Source organism: Marinomonas sp., assembly GCF_965225885.1.
GTDB lineage: Bacteria > Pseudomonadota > Gammaproteobacteria > Pseudomonadales > Marinomonadaceae > Marinomonas.
On the sequence record NZ_OZ245329.1, the window covers coordinates 1958602 to 1971057 of the forward strand.

16 protein-coding genes and 1 pseudogene are annotated in these 12456 nt (G+C 42.7%); 8 read left to right on the plus strand and 9 right to left on the minus strand.

What is annotated here, in order from left to right; all coding sequences use genetic code 11:
- The first annotated feature begins 2 nt into the window (after positions 1-2).
- Complete coding sequence (locus ACO05V_RS09285) at positions 3-629, plus strand: uracil-DNA glycosylase family protein (RefSeq protein WP_421850047.1); 627 nt, start codon at positions 3-5, stop codon at positions 627-629.
- Here ACO05V_RS09285 and ACO05V_RS09290 read toward each other — a convergent pair.
- Positions 598-1065, minus strand: coding sequence for a GNAT family N-acetyltransferase (locus ACO05V_RS09290; RefSeq protein WP_421850050.1), 468 nt, complete (start codon positions 1063-1065; stop codon positions 598-600). The two genes, ACO05V_RS09285 and ACO05V_RS09290, sit on opposite strands and share 32 nt — an antisense overlap.
- Positions 1066-1205: 140 nt before the next feature.
- Between ACO05V_RS09290 and ACO05V_RS09295 the strand changes: the two genes are divergently transcribed.
- The 3 genes from ACO05V_RS09295 (at position 1206) to ACO05V_RS09305 (ending at position 2744) form a co-directional block, all read left to right on the plus strand.
- Complete coding sequence (locus ACO05V_RS09295) at positions 1206-1448, plus strand: hypothetical protein (protein ID WP_421850053.1); 243 nt, start codon at positions 1206-1208, stop codon at positions 1446-1448.
- A 105-nt stretch (positions 1449-1553) separates the two neighbouring features.
- Complete coding sequence (locus ACO05V_RS09300) at positions 1554-2030, plus strand: WbuC family cupin fold metalloprotein (RefSeq protein ID WP_421850056.1); 477 nt, start codon at positions 1554-1556, stop codon at positions 2028-2030.
- Positions 2031-2225: 195 nt separating this feature from the next.
- Complete coding sequence (locus ACO05V_RS09305) at positions 2226-2744, plus strand: DUF962 domain-containing protein (protein WP_421850059.1); 519 nt, start codon at positions 2226-2228, stop codon at positions 2742-2744.
- Between the two features lie 186 nt (positions 2745-2930).
- On the opposite strand, the gene ACO05V_RS09310 is transcribed toward ACO05V_RS09305, so the two are convergent.
- Positions 2931-3134, minus strand: coding sequence for an RSP_7527 family protein (locus ACO05V_RS09310; protein WP_421850062.1), 204 nt, complete (start codon positions 3132-3134; stop codon positions 2931-2933).
- Positions 3135-3306: 172 nt separating this feature from the next.
- The gene (locus ACO05V_RS09315; protein WP_421850065.1) at positions 3307-3780 is read right to left on the minus strand and encodes an Lrp/AsnC family transcriptional regulator; all 474 of its coding nucleotides are present in this window, start codon (positions 3778-3780) and stop codon (positions 3307-3309) included.
- 152 nt (positions 3781-3932) lie between these two features.
- Here ACO05V_RS09315 and ACO05V_RS09320 point away from each other — a divergent pair, with 152 nt between their 5' ends.
- Complete coding sequence (locus tag ACO05V_RS09320) at positions 3933-5168, plus strand: aminotransferase class V-fold PLP-dependent enzyme (RefSeq protein WP_421850068.1); 1236 nt, start codon at positions 3933-3935, stop codon at positions 5166-5168.
- A 52-nt stretch (positions 5169-5220) separates the two neighbouring features.
- Here the strand turns inward: ACO05V_RS09320 and bluB are convergent, their stop codons facing one another.
- From bluB to ACO05V_RS09340, 4 genes are all read right to left on the minus strand, one after another.
- Entirely contained in the window at positions 5221-5877 is a 657-nt protein-coding gene (bluB, locus tag ACO05V_RS09325; RefSeq protein WP_421850071.1) for a 5,6-dimethylbenzimidazole synthase, read from the minus strand.
- Positions 5878-5999: 122 nt separating this feature from the next.
- Positions 6000-6527, minus strand: a complete 528-nt coding sequence (locus ACO05V_RS09330) for a hypothetical protein (protein WP_421850074.1) — start codon at positions 6525-6527, stop codon at positions 6000-6002.
- A gap of 101 nt (positions 6528-6628) precedes the next feature.
- Complete coding sequence (locus tag ACO05V_RS09335; protein ID WP_421850077.1) at positions 6629-8395, minus strand: sodium:solute symporter family protein; 1767 nt, start codon at positions 8393-8395, stop codon at positions 6629-6631.
- A gap of 5 nt (positions 8396-8400) precedes the next feature.
- Positions 8401-8661 carry a DUF4212 domain-containing protein gene (locus ACO05V_RS09340; RefSeq protein ID WP_114411667.1) on the minus strand — a complete coding sequence of 87 codons (261 nt, stop codon included), beginning with the start codon at positions 8659-8661 and terminating at the stop codon, positions 8401-8403.
- Positions 8662-8816: 155 nt separating this feature from the next.
- Here ACO05V_RS09340 and ACO05V_RS09345 point away from each other — a divergent pair.
- From ACO05V_RS09345 to ACO05V_RS09355, 3 genes and pseudogenes are all read left to right on the plus strand, one after another.
- Positions 8817-9008, plus strand: a pseudogene (locus tag ACO05V_RS09345) (DUF6500 family protein); the annotation flags it as partial.
- A gap of 6 nt (positions 9009-9014) precedes the next feature.
- Positions 9015-9464, plus strand: coding sequence for a VOC family protein (locus tag ACO05V_RS09350; RefSeq protein ID WP_421856922.1), 450 nt, complete (start codon positions 9015-9017; stop codon positions 9462-9464).
- Between the two features lie 113 nt (positions 9465-9577).
- Positions 9578-10045, plus strand: a complete 468-nt coding sequence (locus ACO05V_RS09355; protein WP_421850080.1) for an MOSC domain-containing protein — start codon at positions 9578-9580, stop codon at positions 10043-10045.
- Positions 10046-10065: 20 nt separating this feature from the next.
- Here ACO05V_RS09355 and ACO05V_RS09360 read toward each other — a convergent pair whose 3' ends face one another.
- Together ACO05V_RS09360 and ACO05V_RS09365 are read right to left on the minus strand one after the other, a co-directional pair.
- A complete protein-coding gene (locus ACO05V_RS09360) occupies positions 10066-11784 on the minus strand; it encodes an aminotransferase class V-fold PLP-dependent enzyme (protein WP_421850083.1) in 1719 nt (572 codons plus the stop codon).
- 47 nt (positions 11785-11831) lie between these two features.
- Positions 11832-12302 carry an Lrp/AsnC family transcriptional regulator gene (locus ACO05V_RS09365; protein WP_421850086.1) on the minus strand — a complete coding sequence of 157 codons (471 nt, stop codon included), beginning with the start codon at positions 12300-12302 and terminating at the stop codon, positions 11832-11834.
- Positions 12303-12456: the final 154 nt, after the last annotated feature.

Below are 12456 nucleotides of genomic sequence, written 5' to 3' on the forward strand. Positions count from 1 at the left end.
TTATGTCTCATGATGCATTTCTTGTACTAAAAGACGCGATTCTCTCTTGCCAGCATTGCGCTGATGCTCTGCCTTATCCTCCTAAACCCATTCTACAAATTCACCCTAATGCAAAACTATTAATCGCTGGACAAGCACCAGGGCAAAAGACGCATGATATTGATCGGCCATTCGATGATCTAAGTGGCGAACGCTTACGAGATTGGCTCGGGCTATCTGTAGACGAATTTTATGATGAGCAGCAAGTCGCTATCGTTCCAATGGGGTTTTGTTTTCCGGGGAATAGTGTCCATAAAAGTGGACCATCTGCGGGGAAAAAATCAGGTGATTTACCACCACGGCCTGAATGTGCGATTAAATGGCGCGAAGCAGTGCTTAATCAGCTGACGAATATTGAATTAACGATTGTCTTGGGCGCTTATGCACAAGCCTATCATCTAGGTCAGTCTGGCAATGTCACAGAGCAAGTTAAGCAATGGCGTTTTTGGATAGAGCAAGGCAAATTAGTATTGCCTCATCCAAGCCCAAGAAATAACCGTTGGCTCAAGCAAAATCCTTGGTTTGAGGCTGACGTTTTGCCTGAGCTGAAATCACGGATTAAAGGTTTACTTCAGTTTCCCTCGTCATAATATAATGCTCTATGCCATCTTCCATGTAGGGTTCAGATACTGTGATAAATCCATGGGATTGATAAAAGTCTTCAAGATGAGATTGTGCGCCGATTTTAATCGGACTATCTGGCCAAAGCTTAAGCATCTCTTTAATCGCATGTGTCATTAGTGCGTGACCCATTTTATCTTTACGGCTTTCTTCTGCGACTACTACTCGTCCTATGCTGCTATGGTTAGGATAACAGTCACCTTTTGCCAAAAGCCTCACATAAGCGACCACTTTGTTATCTTGTAAGGCAAACAAGTGTCGAGTGTCAGGCAGTGTATCCAAATTATCCATATCAGGAAAAACGCAGTTTTGCTCTACTACAAACACATCACTTCGAAGCTTCAATAGGTCATATAAGGTGTAATTGGATAGCTCGCTAAATGCCTGACAGTGCCATGAGATCATTTCTTTTTCCTATTCGAATCTGTTCAATTATATTTGTCCGACATTATGCCTAGGAAGTCACATCATGAACATGAAAGAAATGTCTTCCTCTGATAATCTGTTATTTGAACTTTCATTTAAAATTCCGAGACTAGATTCTTATGATTATCGAAAATATAGAAACAGAAAAAGGTAATATCTTGATCGATAAACTAAAGCGGGAAGGCTGGAAGTTAAAGTCACAATATAGTCCTTTTGCGTTTGATAAAGGAATCGACTATGACTGCTATGAGTTGGTTTTGGGCAATAAAACGATAGTGCTTGAATGGGATAATTGGTTTGAGTGGTCGCTAACAGGAAGCGAAGATATTCTGTGTGACTTTAAGACACGATTTTTCTTATGACGTTATTTAGTTATGTTAATCGACTTCGAAAAATTACCTGTTTGACTAGCTGATGAGGTAGCATTAGCATTCTTTTTCTCAATCTTTGTATAAGTGACTTACCCCATGAATAAACTGAGCTTTGACAAACTTTCCGCCCTCAGTGATACAGCTCGACAATCACCACGTCAGCGTATGAATCACAACATTCATAGCGAATTATCCGATACCATTCAGCGCTTAGCCATTGCGATGGAACCAGACACTTATATTCGTCCGCATCGTCATTTAAAGACTTGGGAGTTGCTGACGGCTTTACGTGGTCGGTTTGTCGTACTGACGTTTGATGATAATGGTGTGGTTATCGATAGAGCCGTTTTAGGTGAAAGTGAGTCGGTAATTGAAACGCCTGCTGGTGGTTGGCATGCCGTACTTTCGCTTGATGCTGACGCTGTTATTTTTGAAGTTAAACATGGGCCGTATGCGCCGTTTAAAGAAGAAGATTTTGCGCCTTGGTCACCTGCCGCTGATGATGAAAATCACAAAGTATTGATGGCTTGGTATCGTGATGCCGAAATTGGCCAACAATGGTCTGGTTGCTAGTGTGATCACGCATCATTTAGTGGTGTGACGGATGGGGTTATTCTCTTGGTGTTTTTAAAGGCGGTGTTGTATCCGCCTTTTGTGTTTTTTTAGATGAGTGTTTTTAGTTTAAGATATACAAATAAATTGCTTCAAAGTTTGTTAGAAATGCGTTTTACTGATATCAATAAAATAATAAAAATTGAGGTCTCTAGAATGAAAACCATGCTTGAACACTTGTCCCAATATGCTTTTTACCACCAAGATCGTCGTAATGTAGCAACGCATTTTGTTGGGATTCCGATGATAGTTGTTGGAATTGCTGTTTTACTGTCTCGTCCACATTTTGACTTGCTCGACATAGTGTTCACGCCCGCTCTCATCATTGCCCTTGCCAGTAGTGTTTTTTATGTCCGCTTAAACAAAATGATTGGCATTGTAATGACAATATTGTTGGCTTTGATAATTGGGTTCGCCGAGTTTGTTGCAGTTCAAAGCACATTCGTATGGTTAATCACGGGGATTGGTTTGTTTGTCGTAGGTTGGATATTTCAATTTGTAGGGCATTATTTTGAAGGTAAGAAGCCTGCATTTTTGGACGATATTACAGGGTTAATTATTGGACCTTTGTTTGTCTTTGTTGAACTGTTGTTTTTACTAGGGCTAAAACGGGATTGGCAACAAACAATAGAACGTTCTTGCGAAAAACAAAATAAAGCTGAGAATAGCAAATAATTAAGATTGAAGTAGAATTGCTTGGAGCGGATTAGATAGATAAGGTAGGAACAGGAAGCGCTTAATGTTTTTATTCTAGCGCCATTTCCTTACAAGCCTGTTGGAGTAAGCCAAAATATCTGTTTTGAAACAGACGCTTACCCAATAACTTTCTAGTGTACTTAACTGTTACAGCTTATTGATCTATTAAGCGTGTTGAGCAGAAGTAGATACAAACGCTGATTTTACTTTGATTGCTACGTTCTTAATTGCTTGGAATGCAGAAGCGAAGCCAGCAATGATGTATTCAGCACGTTCAGCTCGAGCGATTGCTTCGTATTTTTCTGCATCAGTTAGGTAAGTAGAGTTAACTTTTTCTAGTAGTTCTGCGATAGTTTGAGTGTTTTTCATGATGTATTCCTCGTTTATGGTTGTTTCAAAATCTTCAAAACTTGTTTCGCTTTGATGCTTGTATAGTAGAAACTACGCCTAAAAAAGACAAACGATAAAAAATACGCCTATACCTGAAAAAAACTAATCAATCGGACAATAAATGAATTTAGATAAGATTTTTTAACGATTTTTATATCTTATCTAAAGGGCTGCCATGTTGTTTGGCCGTGTCTAAACGTATGTAGGATTTTGTGCTTACTACATTCGCATGAGCATAGAGCTGTTTGACGACCAAATCAGTGAATTTCGCCATGTCTTTAGCACAAATTTCTACCATCAAATCGACGTCTCCAGTCACACCATGAACGTTAATAGCAGCGTTTTGTTGTTGCAGAAAACTCATCACATTATCTCGTGCATTGGGCACGTCTTTACTTACAGTGACTAATGTCCAAGCCATGACACTGTAGCCAAGTTTTTGGTAATTCACCTGCGCTCGATAACCACTAATAATGTCCATTTCTTCTAGCTGGCGTAAGCGTCTTAGACACTGAGATTGCGAAAGGTTTATGCTCTCTGCTAGCTGCGTGTTACTAAGGCGACCATCTTTTTCTAATGCTTGGATTATTTTGTAGTCGGTACGGTCTAGGGTGATTTCTTTCATAAAATGCCCAATTTAAACAAAAATCTTGTATTACGTTAGTGATTCTCTCTTCAAATAGCAAACAACTTGTGTGGCATATTGCCTATAATTTTCTCATATTAGTTTGTTGTTGATGACAAGCTGTAGACTGTGTTCGATAAGGAGATAAGGTTATGGCATCTAGATTAGATTTGGCGTTTGTTCGTTCTCAATTCCCAGCATTCAAAGAACCTTCTTTAGCGGGTCAGGCGTTTTTTGATAATGCCGGTGGTTCTTATGCTTGTCAGGCGGTGATTGATCACTTAGATCAATATTATCGAGAAACCAAGCTTCAGCCTTATCATCTTCATCCTGCGGCACAAAAAGCGGGTGCTCAGATGGATTTAGCACACGAACGTTTAGCCTCTTATTTGAATGTGAGTACCAGCGAAGTGCATATTGGACCTTCTACGTCTCAAAATACTTACGTGTTAGCACAAGCTTTCAGCAAGATTCTACAAACGGGCGACGAGATCATCGTGACCAATCAAGATCACGAAGCAAACATTGGTGTTTGGCGTGCATTAGAGTCACGTGGAGTCGTGATTAAAGAATGGCAGGTTGATACGAAAACCGGGTCGTTAGATATTAATGATTTAGAAACGCTTTTTACTGAACGAACCAAGCTCTTAGCCTTTACTCATTGTTCAAATATCGTTGCTGAAATCAATCCAGTAGCGGATATTTGCGCACGAGCGAAAGCGGCGGGTGTGGCGACAGTGGTAGATGCTGTTTCATTTGCTGGTCATGGCTTGCCCGATGTGGATGCGCTTGGCGCTGATATTTATCTATTCTCTTTGTATAAAGCCTACGGAACGCATCTTGGCGTGATGGTCATTCGTGATGCCATGGCGGATAAATTGGGTAATCAGGCGCATTATTTTAACAAAGCTTATCGTCAGAAATGGTTTGTACCAGCAGGTCCTGATCATGCCCAAGTGGCGGCAAGCCGTGGCGTGTTGGATTACTTTGATACTTTGCACGATCATCACTTCGAAGCGACGGACTCTGCGATAGAAAAAGCCCAGCGCGTGCGAAATTTATTCCATGATGCCGAGCAAGCTTTATTAGCTAAGTTGCTAAACTTTGTTGATCAACATCCGAAACTGACCCTGCTTGGAACGGCTGATCCCGCGAAGAGAGCAGCGACTGTGTCTATTATTCCTAAAGGACAAACGCCTCAGGAGTTAGCACAGAAGTTAGTTGATCAAGGCATTATTTGTGGAGCAGGGCACTTCTATGCGGTGCGTTTGTTAGAAGCGATGGGCGTGGACACAAGTACGGGCGTGGTTCGCTTGTCATTCGTTCACTATACGAATGATGAAGAAATGGATCAGTTGATCAAGGCATTAGAAAAGGCGCTTTCATAGGACTAAAGCGAGGGTAGATTTGGTCTCTACTCTCGCTTTTTTTTAGTATGCATTATTCTTTAGTTCGCTCGGGCCAAGACTCATAGTGAATTGCAGAACTAGTCTCTCGTCTTGGTAACCAACCAGCCCTTTCCAGGTCTGGTGTGTCGTGAAATGTGTCTACATAGCCCACGCACAAATAGGCAATGATATCGATAGATTCAGGAATATTGAGCGTGTCACGTATGACTTTGTCATGAACGATGCTGACCCAACCAACGCCAAGGTTTTCCGCTCTCGCGGCTAGCCATAGATTTTGTACCGCGCACACAGAACTGAACAAATCCATTTCTGGCTTGGCTGTTCGTCCCAATACCACAGAGCCTGTTCGGCTGCGGTCGCACGTCACACAAATACCCAAGGGTGCTTCTTCAATGCCTTCGAGTTTAAAGCTTTTATATTGTTCTTTGCGTTCTCCTTTAAAGAGTTCAGCCGCTTCGGCGTGAGCTTGCAAAAAACCTTGTTTAATTTGTGTTTTAGATTCTGCTTTGGTAACAAGGATGAAATCCCAAGGCTGCATAAAACCGACGCTTGGCGCATGGTGCGCAGCGAGCAAGATACGTTCTAAAACATCATTTGGAATAGGATCAGGTTTGAATTCTCGACGCACATCTCGGCGAGAAAATATGGTTTTGTAAACCGCGTCGCGCTCTTCAGGAGTGATGTTCATAATATCGGCTTTTGTTTTGTGGAAAGCCGATATTATGGGGATTGAAATCAATTTATGCCAATGAGGAAAACTCGGGTCATCAGGACTTTTTCTAAGTTTGGTTTTCGTTAATGTGGTCGATTTTAAGCTTGATTGCTACAAACCGCTTTTAGCAATGGATCATTGTTTTCAAGTGGGTACCAGGTTGAAGTCGATGGTTGTTTTGAATCTTGGGAAGCTGTAAAAGATTGAGTGAAGTCAGTTCTAGCGCCTTGTACACAATCGACAATTTGAGGAACACGTTTCGCTATATGGCGACGCTCAAAGAAATATAAGTCTACTAGCACGAGATTTGGGTCAATTTTATTTTTTGCAGAATTCTCAACGTCGGCAGCGATAAAACGAAGCGTTTGTGGGAATACGTAGCTCCAAGGGCGCCATGGGGCTTGTTCTTGAACGGTTTTTACAACGACAACACCTTCTGGCAATAAGCTAGTTTGGTGGTCGTACCAGTCGTATTCGCCTTGGATTTGAAAGCCAAGCATGGCAACGCCAGCAAACACAGGAACCAGCCATTTCGGCGCCGTTTGTTTGGTAATCTTTCTTAACAACAGTGCAATACCTGCGCCGCCAATACCGGCAAAGACGGTAGCAATGAGTTCCCAAAACATAAGCGCTCTCTTTTCTGATTTTGTGTGGATTCGTATTATAAGGAAAGTGGGCCTCACAAAGAAGCGAGACCCACTTGATAGCAAGTGCTTTTTGTTTAACCTTAATGGTCAACTGCACCGCCTGCGCCTTGAGGATATCGAACACTTTCAACAAGGTCTTGGATTTCTTTTGGTGGTGGCGCTGTCATCGAAGAGACAGTGAACGCGACCACGAAGTTAATTACTGCACCAATGGCACCGAACGACAATGGTGAGATACCGAACCACCAGTTATCAGGAGTATTGGCGAACGACGCTGTACCTGGAATGAAGAACCAGCCAAGGAATAAGAAGATATAAACCAAGGTTGAAATCAGACCCGCTAGCATACCTGCCACAGCCCCTGTGCTATTCACACGTTTAGAGAAGATACCCATCATTAGAGCAGGGAAGATAGACGCGGCGGCAATACCAAAGGCCAATGCAACTACCTGAGCCGCAAATCCCGGCGGGTTCATACCTAGATAGGTTGCCACAATAATAGCGACGAACATGGATATCCTTGCGACTCTCAGTTCTCCTTTGTCACTAATATTGGGGTTTATCGAGCCTTTTATTAAGTCATGACTTATTGCTGACGAAATGGCTAATAGCAGACCTGCAGCGGTTGATAGTGCAGCAGCAAGACCACCAGCAGCAATTAGACCAATAACCCAACCTGGTAAGTTCGCAATTTCTGGGTTCGCCAATACAAGAATGTCTCGGTTAACCTCTAGTTCATTGCCTTCCCAACCACGAGCAGTCGCTTCGTCTTTAAACGCTGGTACGTCGTTATAAAGCTGAATACGGCCGTCATTATTTTTATCTTCGAACTTAATTAGACCAGTGGTTTCCCATGTACTAATCCAATCTGGACGCTCTGCGTATTCGATTGACTGTTCGGTAGGACCTGATGGGTAAATAGTGTTCATTAGGTTCAAGCGAGCCATAGACGCAACAGCAGGCGCTGTTAGGTACAACAATGCGATGAAAACTAATGCCCAACCAGCAGACCAACGAGCGTCGGCTACTTTAGGGACGGTGAAGAAACGAATAATAACGTGTGGTAAACCCGCTGTACCTATCATTAGAGATAGAGTGAACAACACCATGTTTAGTTTGTTATCAACGTCTGCGGTGTAATCTTGGAAACCAAGTTCACGCACTACTTCATCTAGTTTTTGCAACAAAGGCAAACCAGATTCAGTATGAGTAGAGAAAAGACCGATGGCTGGAATGAAAGTATCTGTTAATTGCAAGGAGATGAAAATAGCAGGAATGGTATAAGCGATGATTAACACCACATATTGCGCAACCTGAGTATAGGTAATACCTTTCATGCCACCTAATACGGCATAGAAGAAAACCACAACAGCGGCGATCATTAGGCCCGTATTGCTTTCTACTTCTAAGAAGCGAGAAAATGCCACGCCCGCACCAGTCATTTGACCGATAACGTAAGTGACCGAAGCAATGATTAAACAAGCGACAGCCACTAGACGTGCCGTGTTGCTGTAGAAACGTTCGCCAATGAAATCTGGCACGGTAAACTTGCCAAACTTACGTAGGTAAGGTGCTAAAAGCATTGCAAGCAATACGTAACCACCAGTCCAACCCATTAAATAGGTTGAGTTAGCGTAACCACCTGCGGCGATTAAGCCCGCCATAGAAATGAAAGACGCCGCTGACATCCAATCTGCCGCCGTTGCCATACCGTTTAAAACGGGATGTACGCCACCGCCAGCTACATAGAATTCTTTTGTTGAACCAGCGCGAGCCCAGAAAGCGATACCGAAGTAAAGCGCAAAGGAACCACCGACGAAAAGTAAATTGATAGTAAACTGATCCATGCGACTTACTCCTGAAGGCCAAATTCTTCATCAAGCTTGTTCATTTTCCACGCGTAGTGGAAGGTCAAAGCGATGAATACAAGAATGGAACCTTGCTGAGCAAACCAGAAGCCTAAATCAGCACCTCCGATCATGATGCCTGAGAGCATGGGACGAAGTAGGATGGCACAGCCATAAGAGGCTAGCGCCCAAACCACCAAGCTGCCTAGTATCAGCCTTAGGTTTGCTTGCCAGTATTTTTCTGCATTAATGTTATGATCTGACATGGTAGATCTCCTTATAATTATTTTTATACGCCCTGTTAATTTAGCAGGCAGTTGTTTAATAAGAAGTCAGACTTTAGTCGCATAGCGCAACTTTTAATCGAGAGGCGTCTATGCGAGATTCATGCAATGTCGCCTTGTAAAAAAGAATAATAGAAGTGAATACTAGGATTAAGCAAAAGATTCTTTTGGTTTGTGCTGAAAAAATCAGACAAAAAGGCGATGGCGTACAGGTATCGTTTTATGCCTTTTTTGCCAATAAAAACGATGATCCAGTCACCCTGATGGCGGTTGCTCGCTGGTGGATCGAAGAGAATCAACTGAATCACTTTGAAAAAGCCACTAAGATTTACGCCATGGTGACCTCCCTTGATGATTGCTTGTCCTTCCAATCATCTGCTATAGAGCAAGACAAAGGTCTTAACCATCTAACCTTGAGTGTGACGAATCTCGACATTTCGCTCGAGTTTTATTGTGACTTACTGGGATTTAAGGGCGAGGTGCGTTGGAATACTGGCGCCTACTTGTGCTACGGGAATTGTTGGCTTTGTTTATCATTGGGAAAAGCGAGGCCCAGCAAGGATTACACGCATTTTGCGTTCGGTTTTGACGCCTTGGCTATGTCCCGTATTCAGCAAAAAAGTGCTTTTCAAGATGTAAAACAATGGCAAGTAAACAGCAGTGAAGGGGGTTCTTTATATATTGAAGATCCTGATGGCCACAAGTTAGAGCTGCATTCAGGCTCCCTTGCTACGCGTCTTGAGTCTCTAAAAGCTAAACCTTATGAAGGATTGGAGTGGTTATAGTAAATCTGTACCATATCAACCCTAGTAAAGAAGAACGGACCCATTGGTGAAGGTTTTTAATCATTGTGTATGTCATAATCGACCAGTGACAGACTTGTCTTAGGAGACAAAGGGTGATTCAAGCTATTTTCGTGTCGAAAAAATCCAAACAAGCTCAAATAGGCATTGATGCCGTTAAAGTTGATGCGGGTAAAGGTATCGTAGGCGACAGATATTACGGAAAAAAGGGCACAGATGGCCCAAATATTACTTTTGTGGAAAGTGAAGAAATTGCCGCTTTTAATGCAAACTTTGGGCAAAATATTGGTCTTTCTGCGACCAGAAGAAACATAGTGACCCAAGGCGTGCGACTTAACCAACTGGTTGGGCAAGAGTTCTCTATTGGTGATGTACGTTTTTATGGCGTTGAGCTTTGTGAGCCTTGTGGTTCGCTAGGAAAATCCCTAGCGAATGATTCTATCTCATCACCACAAGTTGTAAGAGGTTGGCTTCATCGTGCAGGTTTAAGAGCTAACGTCTTGAGTACTGGAATATTAAGAACGGGCATGCAGTTTAATTTGATTCAGAAAGGCACTAAATAGCACCTCTCTGGATCGTTTAATTAGACAAGATCCTCAGCCAAAACAAAGCGTTTAATGTCTTTGAATTCTTGATTAAAGGGCTGTGATTGCGGTGTGTATTTTCCTGCTAGGCAGTCTTTCACAATCTCTTCAGCACGCGTTATATAAGTGTTTCTATTTTCCGTTTGACTTGGCTTTGGTTCGGCTTTTTGCTGCTGTACTTTTGTTTGCAACAACAATAGCTCATTAAGTGATTTAGCTGTGCTAGATTTACCTTGGAAACGCCATAAATCAATGCCTTGGTCATAAGCGTAATAAGGCAATAGCGTCGTGCCGTGTTTCGCGACAAAATCGATAGCATCTAAAATAAACACCGCTTCTGCATCATCTAAGAAATAATTCAAATTGAAGCGAACCCAGCCCGGTTTTACCAGTTTTTCGCCTTTTTTCATTGCTTCTTGAATGCGTTCTGATTCAGCTTTGTCTATGCCTAAAAGCTGGTGGCCATAAGGTCCAGCACAAGAGCAACCGCCTCGAACTTGGATACCAAATACATCATTCAATAATGCGGTGACAAAACCGTGATGTAAGTAACCCAATTCGGTTTTAATGCGAAAAGCGGTAATCGACAAACGCGCTGCGCTAGCATGGCCTAAGCGTTCAATATTTGGGTGATTGTACCAATGTTGGTCGATCAATTGCACGAGTTCGTGTTCACGGGCTTCGATGGCTTTTTCGCCAACCGCTTGTTTGAGTTGAAACACCAAACCGGCACGAATGGATTCTAAAATTCCCGGTGTACCGCCTTCTTCTCGGCGTTCGCCAATAGGCAAAAAGGTATGATCTTCAGGCGTAACAAAAGACACGGTGCCGCCGCCAATAAGGCTGGGTTTTTGGCTGCTAATAATGGCTTTTTTGACCACCAAAATCCCCGGTGTCCCCGGGCCGCCGATGAATTTATGCGTAGAAAAAAAGATCGCGTCTTTGGCAAGTGCTTGGTCTGCGGTTGGATTCATATCAAGCGCCACATAAGGCGCTGCCGCCGCAAAATCCCAAAACGCCAAAGCATTATAGCGATGTAGCAAAGCAGTAATCGCGTCCTGATCACATAAAATTCCTGTGACGTTGGATGCGGCGCTAAAACTACCGATGAGGCGCTTATTTTGATTCGCCTGTAATTGCTCTTCCAAGGTGGCCAGACAAACGCCGCCGCCTTTTGATTCTGGAATTCGGATGACTTCAATGTCTAATTCCCGCCAAGGTAATTCGTTGGAGTGATGCTCATAAGGACCAATAAAAACGCAGATCTCTGATTTGTCAGATTCACTTAATTGACGTAAACCTAATTGGCTAATTAAGGTATTAATCGCGCTGGTGGCGCCGCTGCCACAAAATATCACCAAGTCTTCAGCTGATGCGTTGACGGCGTTTCGAATTTGCTGGCGAGCTTGTTCACGAAACACGGTAGTTTGTTGGCCAGTGGCGTTGGCTTCGGTATGAGTATTTGCATAAAACGGCAAGACGCTGTGGCGAATCGCGTCTTCGATAAAGTCTAGACTGCGACCCGATGCCGTGTAGTCTGCGTAGGTTAAGGTTCTTGCGCCAAATGGTGTATTGATTTGAGTGTTTTTGCCGATAATGCCGTCGCGAATGCGGGCAAACAAAGCTTCTTCATGAGATAGCTTTTTTGTGCTTTGGTTTTTAGTACTTTGTTCTACAGTTCTTTGGGTTAACGTGCTTTCTGCGGCAGCAATGGACATGTTTCTTTCCTCATTTGGCTTGCCGCATTAATGAACTTGTAAATCACTCAATCTTTCAAGCTGGGCAAGGGCAACTGAGTTGTCCACTTTATTTGCTCCATGGCGAAGTTTGAGGTGACGTCGGTTAATGCGGTGGCGCTAATTAATCGTTTATAAAATTTGTCGTACGCTGGAATGTCTTTTACCAGCACACGAAGTAAGTAATCGTATTCTCCTGCCATGCGGTAAAATTCCATCACTTCAGGGAATTCAGCCACAACGCGAGCAAATTCATCGGCCCATTTTGCTTCATGCTGATTGGTTTTAACCTGTACAAAAACCGATACGCCAAGTCCTAGTTTGTCTGCATCTAAACGCGCAACTCGACGTTTGATAAATCCGGCGCTTTCAAGCTTTTGAACCCGTCGCCAACAAGGCGTTTTTGATAAGCCAACTTGCTGGGCCATCGATTCTGTGGAAATACTATCATCACTTTGAATTAAGGCAAGTAATTGCAAATCTATCTCATCTAAGTGCATTTTGTTCTCTTATTTCGATTAAAGTTGAAATATTTTTTCTTATTGTCTGTTTTTTTTGTAGCGATTGCAACGTGGTTCCTTATAAGGAGCTACTATGAGAATATGAGTTCATTGAATACTGGATAAATATAGTTAAATAACCCAGTAATTAGAT